The organism is Georgenia wangjunii (assembly GCF_036421975.1).
GTDB lineage: Bacteria > Actinomycetota > Actinomycetes > Actinomycetales > Actinomycetaceae > Georgenia_A > Georgenia_A wangjunii.
Genome location: NZ_JAZGON010000008.1, coordinates 112018 through 136190, shown reverse-complemented (window position 1 = coordinate 136190; position 24173 = coordinate 112018). Strand labels below are relative to the sequence as shown.

17 protein-coding genes and 1 pseudogene are annotated in these 24173 nt (G+C 74.5%); 8 read left to right on the top strand and 10 right to left on the bottom strand.

Features of this window, described 5'->3' with window-relative positions; translation table 11 throughout:
* Nucleotides 1-310 precede the first annotated feature (310 nt).
* The 3 genes from V2J63_RS12475 to V2J63_RS12465 all read right to left on the bottom strand — a co-directional run bounded on the left by V2J63_RS12475 (nucleotide 311) and on the right by V2J63_RS12465 (nucleotide 7640).
* Nucleotides 311-2587, bottom strand: a complete 2277-nt coding sequence (locus tag V2J63_RS12475; RefSeq protein ID WP_331231369.1) for a glycoside hydrolase family 3 protein — start codon at nucleotides 2585-2587, stop codon at nucleotides 311-313.
* A 245-nt stretch (nucleotides 2588-2832) separates the two neighbouring features.
* The gene (locus V2J63_RS12470; RefSeq protein ID WP_331231368.1) at nucleotides 2833-5226 is read right to left on the bottom strand and encodes a glycoside hydrolase family 3 N-terminal domain-containing protein; all 2394 of its coding nucleotides are present in this window, start codon (nucleotides 5224-5226) and stop codon (nucleotides 2833-2835) included.
* 242 nt (nucleotides 5227-5468) lie between these two features.
* Nucleotides 5469-7640 (bottom strand): glycoside hydrolase family 3 protein, encoded by a 2172-nt coding sequence (locus V2J63_RS12465; protein WP_331231367.1) that lies wholly within the window; start codon nucleotides 7638-7640, stop codon nucleotides 5469-5471.
* 442 nt (nucleotides 7641-8082) lie between these two features.
* Between V2J63_RS12465 and V2J63_RS15890 the strand changes: the two are divergent.
* Nucleotides 8083-8456: pseudogene (locus tag V2J63_RS15890) on the top strand (cupredoxin domain-containing protein); the annotation flags it as partial.
* Nucleotides 8457-8562: 106 nt separating this feature from the next.
* On the opposite strand, the gene V2J63_RS12455 reads toward V2J63_RS15890, so the two are convergent.
* On the bottom strand, nucleotides 8563-8814 hold the full coding sequence (locus tag V2J63_RS12455) for an acyl carrier protein (protein ID WP_331231366.1): 252 nt from the start codon (nucleotides 8812-8814) through the stop codon (nucleotides 8563-8565).
* A 152-nt stretch (nucleotides 8815-8966) separates the two neighbouring features.
* Nucleotides 8967-9830 (bottom strand): RDD family protein, encoded by an 864-nt coding sequence (locus tag V2J63_RS12450; RefSeq protein ID WP_331231365.1) that lies wholly within the window; start codon nucleotides 9828-9830, stop codon nucleotides 8967-8969.
* An 18-nt stretch (nucleotides 9831-9848) separates the two neighbouring features.
* Here V2J63_RS12450 and V2J63_RS12445 point away from each other — a divergent pair, with 18 nt between their 5' ends.
* On the top strand, nucleotides 9849-10844 hold the full coding sequence (locus V2J63_RS12445) for a stage II sporulation protein M (RefSeq protein WP_331231364.1): 996 nt from the start codon (nucleotides 9849-9851) through the stop codon (nucleotides 10842-10844).
* Between the two features lie 66 nt (nucleotides 10845-10910).
* Here V2J63_RS12445 and V2J63_RS12440 read toward each other — a convergent pair whose 3' ends face one another.
* From V2J63_RS12440 to V2J63_RS12420, 5 genes are read right to left on the bottom strand one after another with little or no spacing between them, the layout of a single operon-like run.
* Nucleotides 10911-12203 (bottom strand): DUF58 domain-containing protein, encoded by a 1293-nt coding sequence (locus V2J63_RS12440; RefSeq protein ID WP_331231363.1) that lies wholly within the window; start codon nucleotides 12201-12203, stop codon nucleotides 10911-10913.
* A 31-nt stretch (nucleotides 12204-12234) separates the two neighbouring features.
* Entirely contained in the window at nucleotides 12235-13257 is a 1023-nt protein-coding gene (locus V2J63_RS12435) for an AAA family ATPase (protein ID WP_331231362.1), read from the bottom strand.
* Entirely contained in the window at nucleotides 13254-14489 is a 1236-nt protein-coding gene (locus V2J63_RS12430) for a DUF4350 domain-containing protein (RefSeq protein WP_331231361.1), read from the bottom strand. Before V2J63_RS12430 ends, V2J63_RS12435 begins: the two co-directional genes overlap by 4 nt.
* Nucleotides 14486-15184, bottom strand: coding sequence for a DUF4129 domain-containing protein (locus V2J63_RS12425; protein ID WP_331231360.1), 699 nt, complete (start codon nucleotides 15182-15184; stop codon nucleotides 14486-14488). The genes V2J63_RS12430 and V2J63_RS12425 overlap by 4 nt, the downstream gene beginning before the upstream one ends.
* 2 nt (nucleotides 15185-15186) lie before the next feature.
* The gene (locus tag V2J63_RS12420; RefSeq protein WP_331231359.1) at nucleotides 15187-16497 is read right to left on the bottom strand and encodes a DUF7847 domain-containing protein; all 1311 of its coding nucleotides are present in this window, start codon (nucleotides 16495-16497) and stop codon (nucleotides 15187-15189) included.
* A 153-nt stretch (nucleotides 16498-16650) separates the two neighbouring features.
* Here V2J63_RS12420 and mtrA point away from each other — a divergent pair, with 153 nt between their 5' ends.
* The 6 genes from mtrA to V2J63_RS12390 all read left to right on the top strand — a co-directional run bounded on the left by mtrA (nucleotide 16651) and on the right by V2J63_RS12390 (nucleotide 24107).
* Nucleotides 16651-17334, top strand: a complete 684-nt coding sequence (gene mtrA, locus V2J63_RS12415) for an MtrAB system response regulator MtrA (protein ID WP_331231358.1) — start codon at nucleotides 16651-16653, stop codon at nucleotides 17332-17334.
* 32 nt (nucleotides 17335-17366) lie between these two features.
* A complete protein-coding gene (mtrB, locus tag V2J63_RS12410; protein ID WP_331231357.1) occupies nucleotides 17367-19025 on the top strand; it encodes an MtrAB system histidine kinase MtrB in 1659 nt (552 codons plus the stop codon).
* Nucleotides 19022-20734, top strand: coding sequence for an LpqB family beta-propeller domain-containing protein (locus tag V2J63_RS12405; RefSeq protein ID WP_331231356.1), 1713 nt, complete (start codon nucleotides 19022-19024; stop codon nucleotides 20732-20734). Before mtrB ends, V2J63_RS12405 begins: the two co-directional genes overlap by 4 nt.
* A 275-nt stretch (nucleotides 20735-21009) precedes the next feature.
* The gene (locus V2J63_RS12400) at nucleotides 21010-21849 is read left to right on the top strand and encodes a ComF family protein (protein ID WP_331231355.1); all 840 of its coding nucleotides are present in this window, start codon (nucleotides 21010-21012) and stop codon (nucleotides 21847-21849) included.
* Nucleotides 21850-22011: 162 nt separating this feature from the next.
* Nucleotides 22012-22650: a ribosome hibernation-promoting factor, HPF/YfiA family gene (gene hpf, locus V2J63_RS12395; RefSeq protein WP_331231354.1), complete on the top strand. Its 639-nt coding sequence runs from the start codon at nucleotides 22012-22014 to the stop codon at nucleotides 22648-22650.
* A 209-nt stretch (nucleotides 22651-22859) separates the two neighbouring features.
* Nucleotides 22860-24107 carry a winged helix-turn-helix domain-containing protein gene (locus V2J63_RS12390; RefSeq protein WP_331231353.1) on the top strand — a complete coding sequence of 416 codons (1248 nt, stop codon included), beginning with the start codon at nucleotides 22860-22862 and terminating at the stop codon, nucleotides 24105-24107.
* The last annotated feature ends 66 nt before the right edge of the window (nucleotides 24108-24173 follow it).

Sequence of the window (24173 nt, the reverse complement as noted above, 5' to 3'; positions counted from 1 at the left end):
CGAACGGGGCCTCACGGGCACGTCGTGGTGTCGGAGAACCGGCCCTGACCTGGTATGACGTCTGAGACCAAAATGTGACCCGTTCGTGGTGGATGTATTGCCAAACGAGCCGTGCTATGAGCGTGGCGCGGCCCACAACAATGCGTCGGCGGAACGCGCGTGCGCTGCGCCACAAGCCCCAAGCGTGTGCTGCACCACAAGCAGAAGCGGGGGTGCCCTCCGTGGAGGGCACCCCCGCTCGGGTGGTGCGTGTCCGAGCCTGGCGCCTGCGGCTGGTCTGGGCAGGTGCGGCCCGTGCGCCCGCGCCGGTCTAGGCGCAGCTGCGCGCGGTGTAGACCGCGCTCACGGTCTGGGCCTGGTCACCGACCGTGGCATCCACCGCGACGTCGCCCGCCGGGACGGAGCCGAGGCGGGAGCTGAACGTCACCGAGGTCGACGCCCCCGCGGCCACCGTGGCGGTCCGCGAGCCGTAGTTCCCAGTGACCGTCACCTGCGCCGCGGTGCCGGTCGTGTTGGTCACCCGCGCTACCTGGACGACCCGGCCGACGACGCAGCGGGTCTCCGCCGTGACGGACACGCCCGAGGCGTCGAAGACGTGGGTCCACTCCGTCGTCGCCCCGGAGGCGAGGGTGTAGCCGTCGGTCGCCCGGGCGGTCACGGTGACGGTGCCGGTGGCGGGGTAGGTGCCCGCGGCGAGCACCTCGCCGTCGACGAGGTACTCCACGCCCTCGACGGCCGGGATCATGAACATGTCCTCCGCCGTCCCCAGCGCGTCGGTGAACGCCACCGCGGCCGGCCTGATGTTCGTGGGGTAGCGCAGGCCGTGGCCGACGGGGAAGAGGACTCCGCTGCCGTTGGCGGTGGGCACCGCGACGGGGAGCGTGCCGGAGGGGTTGATGTCCCCAGCGAGCGCCCGGACGGCGCCGTAGAAGTTGATGACCTGGACGCCGTAGGTGTTGAGCACCGCGTCCGCCCCGGGCATCCCGTTGATGTCGTAGGGGTTGCGCGTGGCGATGACGACCACCGGGGTGTCGGTCGCGGCGAGCGCCTCGACCATCTGGCGCTGGGCCGCGTTGGCGTTGTTCGAGGCGAAGACGACGACGTCGTGGTCGGCTGCCGCGGCCACCGCGCGGTCCCGGTACGCGGCCGACGGCGAGGCGCCGTTCTCGTAGTCCTCGGTCACCGTGAAGCCCCGCTCACGGAGCATCGGACCCATGCGCTCGGGCCAGGCGGAGCCGGCACCGACCATGAGGACGGAGTCCGCCTCCGGGTCGAGCGGCAGCAGGTCGTACCGGTTGCGCAGCAGCGTGACCGCGCGGTCGGAGATGGAGTTCGCCACGACCTGGTGGCTCGCCTTGCCGACGACCGTCGGGACGGCGTCGACGTCCACCATCGGGTCGGCATCCCAGACCCCCCGCTCGATCTTCCACTCGAGGATCCGCCGCACCGACTCCTCGAGGCGCTCGCGCGTGATCTCCCCGCGGTCCATGGCGGCCTTGATGCCGGCGATGGAGGCGTCGAGGTCCGGCGAGAACAGGAGGATGTCCGCGCCGGCGACGATCGACATGGCGGCGATGTCGTAGTCGTCGAGCAGCTCGCCGTCCGGTCCTTCGACCTGCTTGAGCGCCGCCATGTTGAGCGCGTCGGTGGTGATGAGCCCGTCGAAGCCCATCTCCTCGCGCAGCAGGTCCGTGAGGACGGCGGGGGAGAGCGTGCCCGGCAGCTCGGGGTCGATGGCCTCGACGATGATGTGCGCCGTCATGATCATGTCGACACCGGCGTCGATCGCCTGCTGGAACGGCACGAGGTGCTGCTCCAGCGTGGCGCGGTCGTACGTGACGGTCGGCAGCCCCGTGTGGGAGTCGACCGAGGTGTCGCCGTGGCCGGGGAAGTGCTTCGCGGCGGCCGCGATGCCCTGCGACTGCATGCCCTCGACCTGGGCGACGACCATCGGGCCGACGCGCGCCGGGTCCGCGCCGAGCGATCGGACGTTGATGACCGGGTTCGCGGGGTTCGTGTTGAGGTCCGCGACCGGTGCGAAGTTGACGTTGACCCCGATGGCGGCCATCTCGGCGCCGAGGACCTCGCCCTGGGCGCGGGCGAGCTGCGGGCTGTTCGACGCGCCGAGCGCCATCGCGCCGGGCAGGACGGTGGCCGGCGCCTGGAGCCGCGCGACGGTGCCGCCCTCCTGATCGATCGTCACGGCCAGGGGGATGCCCGACCCGTTCTCGCCGGTGGAGGCCGCCTGGAGGCCGTTGGACAGGAGCGCCGTCTGCTGCGGGCTCGTGATGTTGTGCGCGAAGTAGAGGACGCCGCCGAGGTCGTACTTCTCGACGACCTGCGCGGGGGTGTCCACGTCGTAGCGGGTCTGGTTGCTGGCGTGGACGGAGTCGGCGGCCGTGCCGAAGACGTCGGCGAAGGACATCTGGCCGATGAGCTCGTCGACGCTCATCGCGTCGATGGCCGCCTCGAGCTCGGTGCTCGATCCGGGGACGGGGGTGGCGGCGGCCGCCGGTACCACGCTTGCCGCGAGGACGGCCGCCGCTGCCGCGACGACCCCCGCCCGCCGAACTGGTCGTGAGTGCATCACGACACCTCCTGGGTGTGACCCGCGCCGGTGCGGGGATGAGGGAAGGAAGGGGGAGAGGGAACGCCGTCGACGTTATTGCGCACGACTGCGATCGTCAACGAGTTTCACGCGCGATGTGGCCGGTGGAACGCAGGGACACCGGGCCGTAGAGCACCGCCGGAGGCAGCGGAGCGGGGGTGCCCTCCGAGGAGGGCACCCCCGCTCGGGTGGTGCTAGGTCAGGCGGACGTCAGCCGTGAGGCGTCAGACCGTCTGGCGGCGGCGCACGGCGAGGACCGCGCCGCCGAGGGCGAGGAGCAGCAGCGCGCCCGCGGCGAGGCCGGTGGCCTCGGCGCCCGTCGACGGCAGGTTGCCGCCGCCGCCCGGGGTCGGTGACCCACCGCCGGTGGAGTCCTCGCAGCCGATGCCGTCGCCGTCGCTGTCGAGGTGCTCGCCGTACCCGGGCTCGCCCGCGTGGACCGGTGCCGCGCCGGCGGCTCGCGCGGCGGCGCAGTTCTCGTAGTAGACCCCGCCCGGCGTGGTCGGCTCCGGGCCGGGCGTCGTGGGCCCCGGCCCCGGCGTCGTCGGCTCCTCCCCGGCCGTGCTGAACTCGTGGACCCACAGTGCCTCGGCGTCCCACGCGAGATAGTAGCCCTCCAGCGGGACCGCGGCGATGGCGATGGCACCCTCACCCGGGTACGTGCCGGCCTCCACGACCTGGGCGTCGTCGCCCTCGCCGACGACGTACTCGACGCCCTCGCTGACGGGGATGGTGTAGGTGTCGTCCGCCGTGCCGGGCTCGTCCGAGAAGGTCGGGGCGGTGGGGGCGACGGCGATGCCGTAGCCGAGGCCGTAACCGATGGGGTGCATGACCCCGGAACCGTCCGCCGTCGGGATGTTGACGGGCAGGCGACCGCTCGGGTTGACCTCGCCGAGGACCGCGTCCGCGAGCGAGCTCAACGACGGCGCCTGGTAGCTGTACGTCGCGATCTGGGCGTCAGCCGCGGCCCAGCTGACGTCGTAGGGGTTGCGCACGGGGACGTGGATGACGGGGATGTCGGTGGCGATGAGCGCGGCGAGGTAGGCGCGCTGCGCCGCGGCGTCGGCCGCGGAGAGCCCCGAGACGTTCGTCATGACGAGGATGGCGTCGTGCCCCTCGGCCGCCGCCAGCGCGGCGGTGACCGCATCGTCGTCGGGTGAGGCGGCCGGGTGGGCGGTCGCGTCGGCCCCGCGGGCCTCGAAGGCCGCGGCGAGGTTCGGCACGCCGGTGGCTCCCCAGCCGGTGACGAAGATGGAGTCGTCCGTGCTCAGCGGCAGGACCTCGTCCTCGTTGCGCAGGAGCGTGATGGACCGGTCGGCGATCGCGTCGGCGACGGCGAGGTGGTCGGCGTTGCCCACGACGCCGGAGACGGCGTCGACGTCGACGTACGGGTCGGGCGTCCACACGCCGCGGTCGACCTTCCACCGGAGGATCCGGGTGACGGACTCCTCGAGACGCTCGCGCGTGAGCTCGCCCGCGTCGACGGCCTCGGTGATCGCCTCGAACGTCGCGGGGACGTCCGGGGACATGAGGAGGATGTCCGAGCCGGCCTCGATGGCCAGGACGGCGATCTCGCCGTCGGTGAGCGGGTTGTCGGGGAGCTCCTTGAGCGCGGCCATGTCGAGGGCGTCGGTGGTGATGAGGCCGTCGAAGCCCATCTCCTCGCGGAGCAGACCGGTGAGGACGTCATACGAGAGGGTGCCCGGCATGTCCGGGTCGATGGCCTCGACGATGACGTGCGCGGTCATGATCATGTCGACGCCGGCCTCGATGGCGGCCTCGAACGGAAGCAGGTGCTCATCGAGCGTCTCGCGGTCGTACGTGACGATGGGCAGCCCGGTGTGCGAGTCCGTCTCGGTGTCACCGTGGCCGGGAAAGTGCTTCGCTGCCGCGCCGACGCCGTTGTCCTGGAGGCCCATGACCTGGCCGACGCCGAGCGCCGCCACGGCCTCGGGGCTCTCGCCCATCGACCGCACGCCGATGACGGGGTTGGCCGGGTTGGTGTTGACGTCGACGACGGGGGCAAAGTCGACGTTGACGCCGACGGACGCGAGCTCCGTGCCGAGGACCGAGCCCTGGGCGTAGGCGAGGGTCGGGTCGAACGTCGCGCCGAGCGCCATGTTGCCCGGGAAGACGGTGACGGGGCTCGCCATGCGGGCGACGATGCCGCCCTCCTGGTCGATGGTGACGGCGAGCGGGATGCCCGAGCCCTCGTCGCCGACGGACGCGGCCTGGAGGTCGTTGGAGAGCTCCGCCGTGCCGGCCGGGTCGTTGACGACGACGGGGTTCGACCACGCGAAGTAGAGGACGCCGCCGAGGTCGTACTCCTCGACGACCTGCGCGGGCGTGCCGACGCCGTATCGGGCCTCGTTGCTCTGCACCGGGTCCCCGTAGGTGTGTCCGACCTCGTCCGCGGTCGAGCCGTAGACCTGCGTCCACGTCATCTGGCCGATGAGCTGCCGCAGGGTCATGCCGTCGACGACGGCGGCGATCTGCTCGTCCGTCGTCGGCGGAGCGATCGCGGCGCTCGCCGGGACCACGGAGGCGGCGAGCATCGCTGCTCCCGCGGCCGTGGCGAGCCCGGCCTTCCGGCCGGTCGATAGGTGTGTGCGGGACACGATTTCCTCCAACTCGTCACCGATGTGGCACAGCGTCACCGGCGCGGGGACCGTGCGTGAAAGTCCATGACAGCTCTGTCGGCGCGCGCCGAAACATGTGACCCGCCCCACCCTACGGGGCGGGGTGAGCGGCGTCACCCCCTCCGGTGCGTCGAAGATGGGGGGACGACGAAGCGGGGGTGCCCTCCGAGGAGGGCACCCCCGCTCGGGTGCTACGTCAGGCGGACGTCAGCCGTGGGGCGTCAGACCGTCTGGCGGCGGCGCACGGCGTGGACCGCGCCGGCGCCGAGGACGAGGAGCAGCAGCGCCCCCGCGACGAGGCCGGTGGCCTCGGCGCCCGTGGACGGCAGGTCGCCGCCCGTGCCGGGCTGGCTGGGCTGCTCCGTCGTGGGGGCGTCCGTGGTCGGCGCCTCGGTGGTCGGCGGCGCGTCGGTCGTGGGCTCCTGGCTGGTCGGCTCCTCGCCCGGCGTCGTCGGCTCCTCGCCGGCGGCGTCGAACGTGTGGGCCCACAGTGCCTCGGCGTCCCACGCGAGGTAGTAACCCTCCAGCGGGACGGCGGCGATGGCGACCGTGCCCTCACCGGGGTAGGTGCCCGCCTCGAGCACCTCGGCGTCGTCCTCCTCGCCGACGACGTACTCGACGCCCTCGGTGACCGGGATCGTGAAGGTGTCGTCCGCCGTGCCGGGCTGGTCCGTGAACGTCGGGACCGCGGGGGTGACCGCGGTGCCGTAGCTCAGGCCGTAGCCGATCGGGTGCAGGACCTCGGTGCCGTCCGCAGTCGGGATGTTGACGGGGAGACGACCGCTGGGGTTGACGTCCCCGGCCACGGCTGCGACGGCGCCGCGGAAGCTCGGCACCTGCCAGCTGTAGAGGTTGAGGACGGCGTCGGCGCCGGGGAAGACGCTGATGTCGTACGGGTTGCGCGTCGACACGACGACGACGGGCTTGCCCGTCTCGGCGAGGGCGGCGACCATCTGCTGCTGCGCGGCGTTCGCCGTCGCGTTGTTCGACGTGAAGATGACGGCGTCGATGTCCTCCGACTGCGCCGTCGCCACCGCACGGTCGCGGTAGGCGGCGGACGGCGAGGCGCCGTTCTCGTAGTCGGCGGTCACGTCGAAGCCACGCTCGACGAGCATCGGACCCATCCGCTCGGGCCAGCCGGAGCCGGCGCCGACCATGAGGACCGAGTCCTCGTCGGCGTCGAGCGGGAGGACGTCGTCCTCGTTGCGGAGCAGGGTGACGGCGCGCGCGCCGATCTCGTCAGCGACCGCACCGTGCTCGGCGTTGCCGACGATCCCGTCGACGGCGGAGACGTCGACCGCGGGGTCGAGCTCCCACACGCCCCGGTCGAGCTTCCACTGGAGGATCCGTATGACCGACTCCTCGAGGCGCTCGCGGGTGATGTCGCCGTTGTCGACGGCCTCCGAGATCGCCTCGACGGTGGCGGGCACGTCGGGGGACATGAGGAGGATGTCCGAGCCCGCCTGGACGGCCAGCACGGCGACGTCGCCGTCGTCGAGCGGCATGCCGGGGAGCTGCTTGAGCGCCGCCATGTCGAGCGCGTCGGTGGTGACGAGACCGTCGAAGCCCATCTCGTCGCGGAGGAGCTCCGTGAGGACCTTGTGCGACAGCGTGCCGGGCATCGTCGGGTCGATCGCCTCGACGATGACGTGCGCCGTCATGATCATGTCGACGTCGGCCTCGATGGCCGCCTCGAACGGGACGAGGTGCTGGTCGAGCGTCTCACGGTCGTAGGTGACCGTCGGCAGCCCGTAGTGGGAGTCGGTGACGGTGTCGCCGTGGCCGGGGAAGTGCTTCGCCGAGGCGCCGACGTTGTTGTCCTGGAGGCCCATGATCTGGCTGACGCCGAGGGCGGCGACGGCCGTGGGGTCCTCGCCCAGGGAGCGCACGCCGATGACGGGGTTCGCCGGGTTCGTGTTGACGTCGACGACCGGGGCGAAGTCGACGTTGATGCCCATGGCGGAGAGCTCGGCACCGAGGACGGAGCCCTGGGCGTAGGCGAGGGTCGGGTCGAACGTCGCGCCGAGCGCCATGCTGCCCGGGAAGACGGTGGCCGGGGCGCCGATGCGCGCGACGGCGCCACCCTCCTGGTCGATGGTGACGGCGAGCGGGATGCCCGAGCCGTCCGCACCGGTCGAGGCGGCCTGGAGGCCGTTCGACAGCTCTGCGGTGGCCGTGGGGTTGCTCGCGACGATCGGGTTCGACCACGTGAAGTACAGGACGCCGCCGAGGTTGAACTTCTCGACGACCTCCGCCGGCGTGCTGACGCCGTAACGCGCCATGTTCGTCTCCGCCTCCGACGTGTCGTCTGCGGAGTTGCCGTAGACCTGGGTCCACGTCATCTGGCCGACAAGCTCCTCGACGGACATGTCGTCGACCATCTGCAGGATCACCTCCGACGTCTCCGGCGGGGGGATCACTGCGCTGGCCGGCACGGCGGATGCGGCGAGCAGACTCGCTGCGGCCGCCGTGACGACACCGGTCCTGCGACCGGCCTTTGACACTCGTAACACTTTTCCTCCACTCATGAACCACTACGGGTACGCGACAGGCCTCGACGGGGACGCCACCAGCAGCAGCGGAGGCGTCGGGCTCGGGCCGTGCGCGCTCCGTCACACTACGGGGGGCTGGTCTAGACGTGCACATCCGCCAGCGTGTCGACGTAAGGAACTTTCACGCGCCGAGGTGCGCACCGGTGCGCAGGGGCCCTTGGTCCCGGGTGGGGCGCGCGGCGTGCGGCGTGCGCCTAGCGTGGGACCGTGACGGACCCGACCGCCGCGCCGGGGCGCCCGAGCCCCCTCGCGAGCCCGACGCGGCGCGGCCGGCGGGCCGGCGGACGCGGCAGCCATCGGCGCGGAGGCGCCGGACCTCGTCGTCTTCAACGGGGTATGCCGACCAGTACGACCACGAGCCGCTGACCGCCCGGGTCGGCGAGCGCGTGCGGATCTGGGTGCTCGCCGCCGGCCCCTCCCGCGGGTCCGCGTTGGAGGCCAGTTCGACACGGTCTACACCGAGGGCGCGTACCGCCTGGGAGGCCGTCAGGGGCCGGTGGCGACCCGACGGGAGGCGCGCAGGTGCTCCCGCTCGTCGCGGCGCAGGGCGGGTTCGTCGCGCTGACGTTCCCGGCGGCCGGCACGTACCCGTTCGTCTCCCACGCCATGGTCGACGCCGAGCGCGGCGCGCACGGGGCGGTCACCGTCCGCGAGTAGGTGGTCCGTCTCGCCGCTGCCGGTGCCGACGGTCGTCTCGCCGGTGCGGGGACGCTGACCCGCCGCCGAGCGCGCCGCCGGGGCGTGCCCCCACCGGTCGGGCTCGTCAGGCGTCGGTGCCCTCCTGGGGGGCGGTGTTGTCGGTGCCGCCGAGCTCGACGAGGAACTCGTGACACTTCTTCGCCCGCGCGGAGTCCTCCGCCATGACGTTCTCGAAGAAGGTCGCGATGTCCTCCCGGCCCGCGTTGCGGGCGTCGCGGACGTACTGGCCGTAGTCGTGCCCGGCCTTGAGCGAGTGGTACTGCACCGAGATGAGGTCGAAGGTGACGTCGTCGAAGCCGGTCTCTCCCGTAGCCATGATGCCCTCCAGTGCTGTCGGTCCGATGTCCCACCGACGTTACGACTCGGTGCTGACCCCGCAACCCGAGCCGCGCCCTCCTCGGTGGCACGCAGACGTGCCGCGGCACTCCGGCATGCTCACGACCGGGGGAGTGATGGGGGGAGGAGGGACTACTCCGGGATGCCGTACGGCAGGCGGCGCAGGCCCGCGCCCTCGGCCTCCATGCGCGCGCGGGCGGCGAGCCCGACCTCGTACTCCCGGTCCCGGCGGGCGACGAGGACGGCGGCGAGGAAGCGCTCAGGGTGGGTGCCCCACGGCGCGGGCGGGGAGACGAGCGGCTCTACGCGCGCGGCGAGCTGGGTAGCGAGCGCGTCGCGCGAGGGCGGGTCCATCGACCCGGTCCGGTCGAGAAAGCGCCGGGCGGTGAGCGCGAGGCCGTCGGGCAGCGCACGGATGTCCGCGCCCGCCGCCCACGCCGCCAGCTCGGGGGGCATGACGAGCGGGGCGGACCGGCGCTCCTCCCCGCGCACCCGGGCGGCGTACGTGCCGGCGAGGAGGTCACCGACGCGCTTGCCGCGGGCGTTGATGAGCGCACTGATGACCGCGACGGACCCGGCGGTGAGCCACAGCTCGCCGAAACCGGTGAGCGAGCGCACGAACGCGTGCCGGAACCGGATCGGCCCGCCGTCGTCGCGCACGATGCGGATGCCGGTCGCGAGCTTGCCGAGGGAGCGTCCGCGCGTGAGGGTCTCGACGGTCGTCGGGGCGATGACGACGACGCACACGAGCGCGACGATGACGAGCGTCTGCACGCGGGCGGCGTTGACCTCGTCGAGGGCGGCCGTGACGCCGACACCGATGGCGATCATCGCGACGACGTAGACGGCGGCGTCGATGAGTCCGCCGAAGAGCCGCAGGAGGAAGGACGCGGGACGGATCTCGAGCGCGACCGCCTCGCCCGTGATGATGAGGTCGGGCGGCAGCCCGGGGATCGCCGGCGCTGCGGCCTGGGGGGTCCGGGCGCCGTTCGACATGTGTGGCAGGGTACCCGCGTGGACGTCGACGCCTTTGCCGCTGTGCACGGCCCGCAGTGGGAGCGCCTGCGCGCGCTCGCTGCCCGGCGGCACCTCACCGGCGCCGAGGCGGACGAGCTCGTCACGCTCTACCAGGCCACCGCCGGCCACCTCTCGGCCCTGCGCACGAGCGCGCCCGACCCCGGCCTCGTCTCGCGGCTCTCCGGCCTGCTCGCGACGGCGCGCGGGCGCATCGCCGGCTCCCACGAGATGCGGCTCTCCGACGTCAGCCGTTTCGCCCTCGTCACGGTGCCCGCCGCGTTCTACCGCGTCCGCTGGTGGACGGTGTGGGTCATGGTCGGTTTCGTCGCCGTCGGTGCGCTCAGCGGCTGGTGGGTGGCGACCAACCCCGCCGCGATGGCCGCGCTCGGCACTCCCGAGGAGCTCGAGCAGTACGCGCAGGAGTCGTTCGCCGCCTACTACTCCAACTACCCGGCCGGGGACTTCGCGGGCCAGGTGTGGACGAACAACGCCTGGATCGCCGCCCAGTGCATCGCGCTGGGGATCACCGGCGTCTTCCCCGTCTACGTGCTCCTGCAGAACGCCGTGGGCGTCGGGTCATCCGGCGGCATCCTCGCCGAGCACGGCAGCCTCGAGGTCTTCTTCGGGCTCATCCTCCCGCACGGCCTCATGGAGCTCACCGCGATCTTCATCGCCGCCGGCGCCGGCCTCAAGCTCTTCTGGGCGTGGGTGTCGCCCGGCCCGCGGACCCGCTCGCGGGCCCTGGCTGAGGAGGGGCGCTCGCTCTTCACCGTGGCGATCGGGCTCGTCGTCGTGCTCGGGGTCTCGGGGCTCGTCGAAGGGTTCGTCACGCCCTCGTCCCTGCCGGGCTGGCTCAAGATCGCCATCGGGGCGCTCGTCCTCGCCGCGTACTGGACGTACACGATCGTCCTCGGCCGCCGCGCCGTGCGTGACGGCCACACGGGCGACCTCGACGACGACGTCGCCGGCTACACCCTCGCCCAGGCGGGCTGAGCGGGCCCGGCCGGGCCGCCCCTCCGGAGGGGCGGCGGGGGGGGGCGTGTGCTCGTGCGTCGGGGGCTACAGCCGGCCTGCGGCCTTGAGTGCGAGGTAGGTGTCCGCCAGCGCGGGCGCGAGCTCGTCGGGGGAGCCCTCGACCACCTCGACCCCGCGCCGGCGCAGCCGCACGGCGACGGCGTCCCGCTCGAGCGCGCCCCGCTCCGCGGCGGCGGCGTCGAACGCCGCCTCGCTCGTCGCGCGGTCGCGCCGGATCTCCTCGGCCTCGGGGTCGGACGCCGAGGCGAGCACGAGCTGGTGGTCCGCCCCGAGCGCGCCCGCCACGGGCAGGAGCCCGGAGACGACGGCGGAGGGCTCGAGCGCGCTGAGGAGGACCACGAGCGAGCGCTGGGACAGCGTGCTACGCACGACGTCGGTCACCGCCGTCCAGCTGATCTCGACCAGCGACGCCTCGAGGGGGGCGAACGCCTCGGCGACGGCGGACATGAGCCGGGGACCGTTCGCGCCGGCCACCCGGGCGCGGACCGCGCTGTCGACGGCGACGACGTCCACGCGGTCCCCGGCGCGCCCGGCGAGCGCGCACAGGAGCAGCGCGGCCTCGATCTGCGCCTCGAGGCGCGGTGCGTCCCCGAGGCGGGCCGCCGCGAGCCGGGAGGTGTCGACGACGATGAGGACCCGCCGGTCACGCTCGGGCCGCCACGTCCGGACGACGACGTCGTTGCGCCGGGCGGTCGCGCGCCAGTCGATCGCCCGGACGTCGTCGCCGATGACGTACTCGCGCAGCGAGTCGAACTCCGTGCCCTGGCCGCGCACCTGCGTGGCGGCGCTCCCGTCGAGCTCGCGCAGGCGCGCGAGGCGGGAGGGGAGGTGGCGCCGGGAGGCGAACTCGGGCAGGACGCGTAGCCGGGCGGGGCTCGGGACGGACGCCTGCCGGGCGGCGAGCCCGAGCGGGCCGAAGGACCGGATCGTCACGAGGTCGGCCGTGCGGTCGCCGCGGCGCGTGGGGACGAGGACCGTGCGCACCCGCCGGGCCTCCCCGGCCGGGACGGTCACGCGGTGGCGGTTCGCCCGGGCGCCGGCGGACGGCGGCCACGCGTCCCGCACGAGCGCGCGGACGGGCCGCCGTCCGGTGCTCGTCAGCGTGAGGGCGGACGTGGCGGCCTCGCGCAGGCGGACGGCGCGCGGCACGTCCCGCTCGGGCCGCAGGTCGCGCGGCGACGCGGCGAGCGCGAGGTCGACGGCGCAGAGCACGACGACGAGCAGCGCCCACCACGCCACCGTCGCCGTGCGCGGCACGAGCAGCACCGGGATCAGCCCGGCGGCCGTGAGCGCGGCGGCCCGCCCCGTCAGCACCACGTGCCCGTCCTCCTCGTCCCCGGTCGCCGGCTCAGCGGGGGACCGGGACGGTGCGCAGGACGCCGTCGAGGACCGTCTCGGCCGTGACGCCCTCGAGCTCGGCCTCGGCGCGCAGCTGCACGCGGTGGCGCAGCGTGGAGTGGGCGAGGGACTTGACGTCGTCAGGCGTGACGTACTCCCGGCCGGACAGCCAGGCCCAGGCGCGGGCCGTGGCGAGGAGCGCCGTCGCCCCGCGGGGGGAGACGCCGAGCGAGAGCGAGGGCGACGTACGGGTCGCGCGGCAGACGTCGACGATGTAGCCGAGGACCTCGGGGGCGACGTGGACCCGGGCCACCTCGGCGCGGGCGGCCGCGAGGTCGGCGGGGCCCGCGGCCGGGCGCACGCCCGCACCGGCGAGGTCGCGGGGGTCGAAGGCGTTCGCGTGCCGGTGCAGGACCTCGATCTCGTCGGTCCGCTCCGGCAGGGGCAGGACGAGCTTGAGGAGGAAACGGTCGAGCTGGGCCTCGGGCAGCGGGTACGTGCCCTCGTACTCGACGGGGTTCTGGGTGGCGATGACCATGAAGGGGTCGGGCAGGGGGAGCGGGTCGCCGTCGACCGTGACCTGGCGCTCCTCCATGGCCTCGAGGAGGGACGCCTGCGTCTTGGGCGGCGTCCGGTTGATCTCGTCGGCGAGCATGAGGTTGGTGAAGACCGGCCCCTCCCGGAAGGAGAACTCCGCCGTGCGGGCGTCGTAGACGAGCGAGCCGGTCACGTCGCCCGGCATGAGGTCCGGGGTGAACTGGACGCGCTTCGTGCCCATGTCCAGGCCCGCGGCGAGCGTGCGGACGAGGAGCGTCTTCGCGACGCCGGGGACGCCCTCGAGGAGGACGTGCCCACGGCACAGGAGCGCGATGACGAGCCCCGTCACGGCGGCCTCCTGCCCGACGACGGCCTTGGCGACCTCGACGCGGAGCTGGCCGAGCCGCTCGCGCGCGGTCGTCCCCGCGTGCGCCGCGGGGGCGGGCGGGGCGGGGTGCTGCTCGGTGTCGGGGGAGCCGGTCGGGGGATGGGTCACGGTCGGTGAACCTCGCTTTCCAGGGTGTCGAGCGCGTGGGTCAGGGCGAGCAAGGAGGCATCATCGGTCGGGGCCGTTCCGTACAGGAGGGCGCCGAGCTCGTCCTCGGTCCGGCCGGTCGCGCGCGCCGTTGCCTCGACGAGCGTGGTCGCCGCCGCGGAGCGGGGCAGGCCGAGCGCCCGGGCGAGGCGGTGCGCGCACCCGGCGCGCAGCGCGGCGGCGGCATGGGCGTGGGCACCGGAGCGACGGTACAGCCGCCCGCGCCCCCGGGTCGTCTCCGCGGCCCGCACGACGACGGGCATCGCCTCCGTGACGACGGGCCCGAGCCGGCGGGCGCGCCACGCGATGACGACGAGCGCGAGGAGGGCGAGCTGCAGGCCGAGCACCGTCGCCTCGGGCGGCAGGACCGCGGCGCCGGACGCGCCGGCCGGACCGTCGGGGCCGACCGTGTCACCCGGTGTCGGGATGTACCAGACGAGGTCGGGGTGCTGGCCGAGGACCCGCAGGACGAGGGCGGCGTTGCCGGAGTCGGCGAGGTCGCCGTTGCTGAGGAGCTCGCCGTCCGCGATGGCGCGCACGCTCCGCCCGTCCTGCTCCCACACGGCGTAGGCACCGGTGCCGTCCCCGGTGGGGAAGCACAGCTCGACGTCGTCGCGGAGCGCGCGCAGGCCGCCCGTGCTGCGGGAGATCTGCTCCGCCGCGAGCGCGTCGGGGTCGGTGCACCGGGCGGCGACCGGGTCCCGGGCACCGGCCGGGTCCGGCTCGACGGCGTCGGTGAGGGCCTCGAGGCCGATCGCGAAGGGAGTCTGGACGAGGACGAGGTCCGCCGCGGTCCCGCGCAGCGCGGTGAGATGGTCGGCGTCGAGGGTGTTCGTACCGGTGACGAGGAGGGTGGTGCCCGCCCCGCCGAGCCGGACGGCGTCGTCGGTCGTGCGGACCAGGTGCACGTCGACGCCCTCGCGCCCGAGGATCTCCGCGACCGCCATCGCGCCCGCGGGCATGGGGTTGTCCGGGGCGAGCGGGAGCGCAGACGTCGTGCTGCGCGCGAGGAGGAGGACGACGGCGGTCGCGAGGAGGACGAGGGCCGCGAGCACCGGGAACCAGTGCCGGCGCCAGCGGGGCGTGCCACCGGCACCGGCCGGCGGCGTGCCGCCGGCCCCGGGGGCGCGCGCGGGCACGACCGGTGCCGCGCCGGTGGCGGGGGCGTCTCCGACGTCGGGGGGCGCGCTCATCCGAGCGGCGCCCACATCGACGGCGCGCCCGCCGTCGCCCGCTCCGGGCGTGCGGCGGCGACGGCGCGGGCGAGCGTGCGCAGCTCCGCGTCCTCCTCCGGGCCGGGGCGCGCGCTGCCGTAGCAGACGTCGTCGAAGAGCCGGCCGGCCGCCGTGAGGCCCCCCGCGACGCCCGGCAGACGTGCGGCGGCGAGGGTGCTCGCCTCGTGCGCCGTCAGCCCCGGCCGGTCCTCGAGCACGGTCCGCTCGTCGAGGGAGCGGACGATCGCCCGGAAGCGCATGAGGACGGCGAGGGCCCAGTCGCCCTCGCCGGCCGCGCGGTCGGCCGCCGCCGTGAGGTCGGTGCTCGAGCGCTCGTCGTCGAACACGGCGAAGGAGGTGGCGGGCGCGCGGCGTCGCCGGCGCACGGGCCCGCCGAGGTAGAGGGCCAGCCCGAGCAGGACGGCGACGCCGATGACGACGACGAGCGGGACGAGGTTGGGCGGGGTGGAGGCCTCGAGCCGCAGGAGGCGGTCGAGCTGGGTGACGAACCACTCCCAGGCCCGTGCGAGCAGGCCGGGGTCGGTGTCGTAGACGCTGCGCGCGAGCTCGTCGGCGGCCCAGCGGCGGGCCTCCTCCGCGTCGGGCGTGACGGGGACGCCCGCGGGCAGGGCGAGGGGCCCTGCGGCGAGGGCGCGCGCGACGCCGGTGCTCACCCTCAGCCCCCCTGGGCCGCCCGCGCGAGCTCGACGTCGAGCGCCTCGCGGCGCATGCGGACGTCGATGTAGAGCAGCGCGAGGACGGCGGAGACGAACGGGATGGCGACGGCGGAGCCGATGGCCTGCCCGAGGAACTGGAGGATGAGCGGCCACGTGGGGGACGTCGTGCCACCGATGATCGTCCCGACGATCGTGAACGGGACGGACAGGATGCCCTGGAGGACGGCGAGGAGGACGAGGGTGAGCAGCATGATGCCGAGCAGGCGCCAGAAGCTGCGCCTGGACAACCGCCACGAGCGCGCGATGCTCGCGAGGACGCCGGTCCGCTCGAGCATGATCGCGGGCGAGGCGAGCATGGTCCGCACGCCGAGCCAGGCGAGGACGAGCCCGAGGCCGATGAAGACGACGAGGCCGAGGAGCACCCCGAGGACGACGAGGTCACCGCTGACCGCGGCGAGCCCGGCGACGATCCCGACGAAGAGGAGGATCGCGGCGAAGCCTGCGACCGTGCCGCCGACCCCGAGCAGGAGCGTGAGGCCGACGAGGCGCCACATCTGCCCGCGGGCGCGCTGCCAGACGCCGCCGATCGAGATCTTGCGGCCGAGGACCGAGTCGCTCACGGAGAGGATGAGCAGGCCGGTGAGGATGACGGTCGCGAAGCTCGTGGCCAGCGCCGCGAGGAGGACACCGGCGAGCGACCCGGCGTTGACGACCCCCTCGAAGTCGGTCGACCCCGACAGGACGAACGTCTCGAGGTCGGAGAGGAACGTCCCGATGAGGGCGAGCTCGATGAGGGTGCTGACCCCGACGACGATCGCGGACAGCCCGAACATGACGGCGGGGTTGGTGCGGATGGCGCGGAAGGCGCCGTCGTAGATCTCGCCGAGGGTGAGCGGGCGCAGCGGGATGATCCCGGGCTGCACGGCGGCCGGCACCTGGGCGAAGCCTGGGCCGTAGTAGCCGCCGCCGGCGGGCGCACCGTACTGGCCGTACTGCGCCGCCGGGGAGCCCGGCGGCGCCGGAGGGGTGCCGTGCTGGCCGTACTCGGGCCGGCCGTGCTGCGGCGCGGGCGGGGCGGGCGGGACGCCGCCTTCCTGCGGGGGGCCGTACTGCCCGTACTGGTTGTACTGGTTGTACTGGCTGTTCTGCCCGGACTGCCCGTACTGCCCCGACTGCCCGTACTGGCTGTTCTGCCCGGACTGGCCGTACTGGGGCGTACCGCCCGCGTTGTCCTGCGGCGCGCCGTACCGGCCGTAGCGGGGGGCGTCGTCCTGACCTCGCGTGCCCTCGTCCTCGGGCCGTTGGCTCATCGTGCGTTCCTCTCGTGCGCTCGCAACCACCCGGTGCCGTCCGCGGTCATCGTGCCATGGTCGGGCGGCGCGGGAGTGGACCGCCGGCGCCACCTGCCGCGCCGCGGCGCCGGGTGTGGACCGCGCGCCGTGCAGGGGTGCGACCATAGGGGCATGAATGCTCGTCTCCTCGTGGTCGACGACGACACCGCCCTGGCCGAGATGATCGGCATCGTGCTCGGAGCGGAGGGTTTCACCGTCGCCTTCTGCGCCGACGGTGCCCAGGCGCTCGACGCCTTCCGCGCCGAGCAGCCGGACCTCGTCCTCCTCGACCTCATGCTGCCGGGGCTCGACGGCATCGAGGTCTGCCGGCTCATCCGCGCGGAGTCCGACGTCCCCATCGTCATGCTCACCGCGAAGTCCGACACGATCGACGTCGTCACCGGCCTCGAGGCAGGTGCGGACGACTACATCCCCAAGCCGTTCAAGCCCAAGGAGCTCGTCGCGCGGGTACGCACGCGCCTGCGCCGCACGACGGGCCCCGACTCCGAGCGGCTGCAGATCGGCGACCTCCTCATCGACGTCGCCGGGCACCAGGTGCTGCGGGGCGAGGAGGTCATCGCGCTCACGCCGCTCGAGTTCGACCTCCTCGTCGCCCTCGCGCGCAAGCCGTGGCAGGTCTTCAGCCGCGAGGTGCTCCTCGAGCACGTGTGGGGCTACCGCCACGCGGCGGACACCCGCCTCGTCAACGTCCACGTCCAGCGGCTGCGCGCGAAGATCGAGAAGGACCCCGAGCGCCCGGAGGTCGTCGTCACGGTGCGCGGGGTCGGGTACCGGGCGGGGGCGCCGCAGCGGTGACCGCGCCCGCGCAGGTCTAGGAGGACACGCCCGTGAGCCTGAGACGCCGCGCTCACCGCATCGCGCGCACCGTCGCGATGCGGTGGCGGTCCTCGCTGCGCCTGCGGGTCGGCACGCTCACCGCGCTCGTCGGCCTCGCCGCCCTCGTCGTCCTCGCGCTCTTCGTCACGATGACCATCCGCGACGGCCTCTTCGAGGAGCGGCGGGACCGGGTCCTCGCCGACGCCGCGGCCCGCGCCGTGACGGTCCAGCAGCGCTTCGACACCGGCCTCGCGACGACGGGGCCGGAGGTCCAGGACCTCGCGAACGACCTCATCGTCTCGCTCCAGGGCGCGGGGTCCGGGGCGGTCGGCACGATGCTCCTGCGCTCGCCGGCCGAGCAGTCGCAGGTGCTCATCAACGAGGCGGTGACGGACGCGCGGCTGCTCGACGACGACGACCCGGTCCTCACGCCCGAGCTGCGCAAGGCCGTCGCCGCCGAGGGGGGCCAGCACTGGCAGTCCGTCGAGCTGCCGCAGTCGATGGGCGGTGCACCGGGCATCGTCGTCGGCACGCCGGTGACCCTCCCGGTCGTCGGGACGTACGAGCTCTACGCCGTCTACACGCTCGCGCCGGAGGAGGAGACGCTCGTCGTCGTCATGCGCGTCCTCGCCGCCGGGGCCGCCGTCCTCGTCCTCCTCCTCGGTGCCATGACGTGGATCCTCACGCGCCGCGTCCTCGGCCCCGTCCAGCAGGCGGCCCGGACGGCCGAGCGGCTCGCGGACGGCCTGCTCGACGAGCGGCTCGAGGTGCGCGGTCACGACGAGCTCGCCACGCTCGGGCGCTCGTTCAACGAGATGGCCGAGAGTCTGCAGGACCAGATCGAGCGCATGGCCGAGCTCTCCCGGCTCCAGCAACGGTTCGTCTCCGACGTCTCGCACGAGCTGCGTACCCCGTTGACGACGATCCGGATGGCGAGCGAGGTGCTCCACGCCGCGCGCGACGACTTCGACCCCGCCGTCCGGCGCTCGGCCGAGCTCCTCAACACCCAGCTCGACCGTTTCGAGTCGATGCTCGCCGACCTGCTGGAGATCAGCCGCTTCGACGCGGGCGCCGCCGTCCTCGACGCCGAGGAGCGGGAGGTCGTCGCCGTGGTCCAGCGGGCTGTCGACATGGCCGCGCCGCTCGCCGAGCGGAGCGGCTCGACCGTCACCGTGACCGGACCGGGCCGGCCGTGCACCGCGGACATCGACTCCCGCCGGGTGGAGCGCATCCTGCGCAACCTCCTCATCAACGCCATCGAGCACGGCGAGGGCCGGCCCATCGAGATCACCGTCGGCGTCGACGCCACCGCCGTCGCCGTGCTCGTGCGCGACCACGGCGTGGGCATGACGGCGCAGGAGGCCGAGCAGGTCTTCAACCGCTTCTGGCGGGCCGACCCGGCTCGGGCCCGGACGACGGGAGGTACGGGCCTGGGGCTCGCGATCTCGCTCGAGGACGCGCGGCTCCACGGCGGCTGGCTCGAGGCGTGGGGCCAGCCCGGGGACGGTGCCGCGTTCCGGCTCACCCTGCCCCGGCGCGCCGGCGTCGTCCTCACGGGGTCCCCGCTCGAGCTCCGTCAGAGCCTGCCCGACCGGACGGAGCCGCACCCGCGTCCGCACGAGCCGGCCGGCCCCGCCGCCGTGCCCGACCTCAGGGTGGGCGGACGATGAGCGCCGCCCGCGACCGTCGCGCGCCGCGCGCCGTGCGCCGCGTCCTCGCGGCCCTCGTCCTCCTCGCCGTCCTCGCGGGGTGCGCGAGCCTGCCGCGCTCCGGGCCCGTCCGGGCGGCCGCCCCCGAGCCGCCGGCCTCCGACGCGGTCGCCCTCGTCGCCTACGGCCCCACGCCCGACGCCGAGCCCGAGGCGATCGTCCAGGGGTTCCTGCGCGCCGTCGCCGGTGGCGCGGGGGACGAGTTCACCGTCGCGCGGGAGTTCCTCGCCGGTCCCGTCTCGCAGACGTGGAACCCGCGCGCGCAGGTGCGGCTCTACGCGGCCCGGGACGAGCTCGAGATCTCCCAGGCGGCAGACGGTGCGGTGCGCGTGAGCGTCCTCGCGGCGGCGAGCGTCGACGGCCAGGGCCGCTACACCGAGGCCGCCCCGGACACGACGATCGAGCTCGACTTCAGCCTCGCCCGCGGCCTGGACGGCCAGTGGCGCATCGCCGACCTCGAGGACGGGATCCTGCTGTCCCCGGCCGTCTTCGACGCGCAGTACGTCCAGCACGCCATCTACTTCCTCAGCCAGGACCGGGAGTCGCTCGTCCCCGAGACCCGCTGGTTCCCCGAGCGCCACGCGGCGACGTCGGTCGTCCGCGGGGTCCTCGACGGGCCCTCTCCGTGGCTCGCCCCCGGGGTCGTCAGCGCGGTCCCCATCGGCACGAGCCTGACGGTCGACTCGGTGAGCATCCTCGACGGCGCGGCGCAGATCGACCTCTCCGCCGAGGTGCTCGCGGCGAGCGTCCCCCAGCGGGCGTACATCCTCGCCCAGCTCCAGGCCTCGCTCCGAGCCGTGCGGGGGGTCCAGTCCGTCCGCGTCACGGTCGCGGGGTCGCCGTTCGAGGTCGACGGCACCGTCCCCACGCTCCTGCGCAACCCCTACGTCACCGCCAACCCCGTCGTCGTCTCGGGCGTCGAGCTCTTCCGGTTCAACGGGTTCGACCTCACGACGCTGGCGGACACGGTCCCCATGGAAGGCATGGAGCCGAACAATCCTGCCGTGCCGTACGAGAGCAGCCCGGGGCCCGTCGTCGTCCTCGACGGCCCGGACCGGCTCGTCACCGTCCCGACGACGCAGTCACCGGCCGTCGTGCTCCTCGAGGGCACGGGCCTCGTGCGACCGTCGATCGACCGGCTCGGCTGGGTGTGGACGACCCCGACGCGCAGCGACGGCGCGCTCCGGGCTGTCCGCGAGAACGGCACGGTGGCCCAGGTGGACGCGACGTGGCTCGCCGGCAACGACGTCCACTCCGTGCGGATCTCCCGCGACGGTGCCCGCGCCGTCGTCATCTGGTCGAGCCAGGGCGCCTCGGCCGTGGAGGTGGCAGCCGTCGTGCGTGACACCGACGGGACCCCCCTCGCCCTCGGGGAGCCGGTGCGGCTGGGTGAGGTGCTCTCGAGCGCGACCGTCGCGGCGTGGGTGGACGAGCAGACCGTCGCGGTCCTCGGCCAGAGCGGGACGGACGAGGTCCCCTCGGTGCACCTCCTCCCGATCGGCGGCCCGACGACGGACCTTCCGGCCGTCTCCGGCGCGACGACGATCGCCGCCGGTACCGGTGACCGCACGCTCGTGCTGGGGACCGCCGAGGGCGAGCTGTACGAGCGCAACGGCCTCGGGTGGAGCCTGGCCGTGACGGCCGTCCACGACCCGGCCTACCCGGGGTAGCAGGCCTCCGACGAGGGCCGGCGCGGGGGCTGGGCGCCGTGGGAGCGGTGGGGCGGGTCGGCGGCCGTGCCGGGTCTTCCATCCGCCGCTCGTCCCTCGCGGCTCCCGCCAGACCCACCACGACCCGGCACAGCCGCCGCCGCGCACGGCCGTGCTCCCGGCCGGGCGCCGCCGGCGGCTGTCGCGCGTCCCGAACAGGAGGGGTCCGGGGCCGGGCGTCCACCGGTGCGGCGCCGCCCGGCCCGGACCGGGAGGCGGGGTGCGATGGTGCGGCGATGAAGGACGGGCGCGCAGCGCCGGCCGGGGGAGGCTGGGCCGAGGAGCTGCGGACCGGGCTGCGCGAGGGGCTCGGGCTCGTCCTGCCGGTGGAGTGCGCGGGTTGCGGTCGGTGGGACGTGGCGGTGTGCGCCCAGTGCGCCCGGCTGCTCGACGGGCCGCCGGCGCGGTGCGACGCCGACGCCCCGCTGCTTGCCGGGACGGGCGCGGGACCGGTGCTGCCCACGTGGTCGCTGGCGGAGTACGCGGGCCCGGTCCGCGACGTCGTCCTCGGGTGGAAGAGCCACGGCCGCGCGGACGTCGCGCCGGCCGTCCTCGCCGCGGGCCGGTGCGCCGGGGCCGCGTGGGCCCGCGACCCGGAGCTCGACCTCACGGGTGCTGCGGACGTCGTCGTCGTGCCCGCGCCGTCGGGGCTCGGGAGGCGCCTGCGCCGCCAGCTCGTCGTCGCCGACCTCGCGGACGCCGTCGCGCGGGGGGTGGCCGACGCGCTGCCGTCGGGCGCGCACAGGCGGCGGGTCCTCGTCGTCGACGTGCTGCGCCGCCGCGGTGGGCGCGCGCACCAGAGCGGGCTGGGCGCGCGTGGGCGCGCCCGGAACCGGCGCGGGACGGTGCGCCTCGTCGCGGTACCCCCGCCCCGCACCGTCGTGCTGCTCGTCGACGACGTCGTGACGACGGGAGCGACGCTCGCGGAGTGCGCCCGCGTGCTCGCCGGTGCCGGTGCCCGGGTGGGTGGCGCGCTCGTCCTCGCCTCGACGCCGCCCACGGCGCGGGGCGTCCGACGGCCCGCGGTACCGGGCCGGGGAGCAGATCGAGATGTTGGACACGCCCACCTCGACTAGCGTGAGGTCATGGAGCCCGACCCGCACCGTCATCGCGATGGGGCGAGACGTGCGCGCGGGTCCGCGGGGGGAGGTGGGAGACGCATCAACCGCTCATCCCGCCAGGGCTGAGCCACCCGTCCGGGGCCACAGAGTCCCGTCTCGAACTCCACGGAGGTCAACATGGATATCGCCGTCGTCGGTCGTAACACCGAGGTGCCGGAACGTTTTCGCGAGCACCTTGAGGACAAGCTGTCGAAGGTCGGGCAGCTCGCCCCCCGAGCGCAGCGCATCGATGTCGAGATCACGCACGAGCGCAACCCGCGCCTCGCGGACCGGGCGGAGCGGGTCGAGCTGACCGTGCTCGACCGGGGGCCGACGATCCGGGCCGAGGCCTCCGCCGCTGACCGCTACGTCGCGCTCGACCTCGCGACGACGAAGCTCCTCGAGCGGCTGCGCCGGGCGCGCGACCGCCGCAAGAACCACCACGGCCGCCAGAACGGCCTCACGCCGGTCGACGTGGCCACCCCGGCGCCCGAGCCGGAGATCGTGGACGAGATGCCCGAGCACCCCGTCGCTCCCACGGAGACCGGCGTCGCCGTCGAGGCGCAGCTCGGCGACTCCCCGGTCATCGTGCGGCAGAAGATGCACGAGGCGAACCCCATGACTGTCGACCAGGCCCTCTACCAGATGGAGCTCGTCGGCCACCCCTTCTACCTCTTCATCGACGAGGAGACCGGGCAGCCCTGCGCGGTCTACCACCGCCACGGCTGGACCTACGGCGTCATCCGCCTCAACACCGTGGTGGCCCCCGCCGAGTAGGCCGCTCCCTCCGGGACGGGGGCCTGTACCCCGTCCCCGCACGCCGCTCAGCCTCGACCCGCGCCGTACGCCTGCCGACAAGGTGCACGGCGCGGGTCGAGGCGCGTGAGGCCCCCGGGTGCCGACATGGTGCGTGGACGGGTCGGCGGGCACGTGCCGCCGCCGGGAGGGCACGTGCGCCCCACCGCGCGACGCGCCAGGATGGCCGGGTGCGCACGCTCACCCTCGCCCAGGCCCGGCGCGTCGCCGTCGCTGCGCAGGGCCTCGACCGCGCCCGACCCGCACCGGTGACGACGGCGCACGTCCGGCGTACGGTCGAGCGCACCGGCCTGCTGCAGATCGACTCCGTCAACGTCCTCGCGCGCGCCCACCTCCTGCCGCTCTTCTCCCGGCTCGGTCCCTACGACGTCGCCCTCCTCGAGCGGGCCACCGCCCGCCCGCCCCGCCGGCTCGTCGAGACGTGGGGGCACGAGGCCTGCTACGTCCCGGCCAAGACCTACCCGCTCCTCCTCCAGACCCGGCGTCGCTGGTCCGGGATGGGCGTCGAGACCCTCGAGTCCCAGCACCCCGGCGCACTCGCGGAGGTGCGCGCCGTCGTTGCCGAGTCCGGGCCGGTGACGACGCGCGAGGTGGAGCGCCTCCTCGACGCCCGCTACGCCGTCCGGCGCGGCGGCTGGGGATGGCGCTGGAGCGTGGCGAAGCTCGCCCTGGAGAACCTCTTCGACACCGGCGAGATCACCGCCGCCCACCGCACCGCCCAGTTCGAGCGTGCCTACGACCTCACCGAGCGCGTCCTGCCGCCGGCGGTGCTCGCGCGGGGGGTGCCCGACCCGGCGGACGCCAGCCGCGAGCTCGTCCGGATCGCCGCCCGCGCCCACGGCGTCGCGTCCCTGCGCTGCCTCGCCGACTACTTCCGCCGGCCCCAGGCGACGGTCCGCGCCGCGGTCGCGGACCTCGTCGACGCCGGCGAGCTCGAGCCGGTACGCGTCCACGGGTGGGGCCGACCCGCCTGGCTGCACGTCGGCGCCCGCGTCCCGCGCCGCACCCGAGCGCGTGCGCTCCTCGCGCCGTTCGACCCGCTCGTCTTCGAGCGCGAGCGGCTCGCGACGCTCTTCGGCATGCACTACCGGATCGGGATCTACACGCCCGCCGCCCAGCGCACGCACGGCTACTACGTCCTGCCCTTCCTCCTCGGCGAGCACCTCGTCGCGCGGGTCGACCTCAAGGCCGACCGGCCGCTCGGGGTGCTGCGTGTGCGCACCGCCTACGCCGAGGAGCCCGGCGCCCCCGGTGACGCCGCGGCGCTCGCCACGTGGCCGGGTCCGGGTGAGGTCGTCACCGAGCTCGCCGCCGAGCTGGCCGTCATGGCGCAGTGGCTCGGGCTGGGCGCCGTCGTCGTCGACCCCGACGCGGCGGGGGACCTCACGGGCCCCCTGCGCGCCGTCGTCGGCGGGTGAGGCCCGCTCGAGAGGTGTGACGCACGCCGCGTCCGGGGGCGCCTACCATGGGAGCAGGTGCGCGCC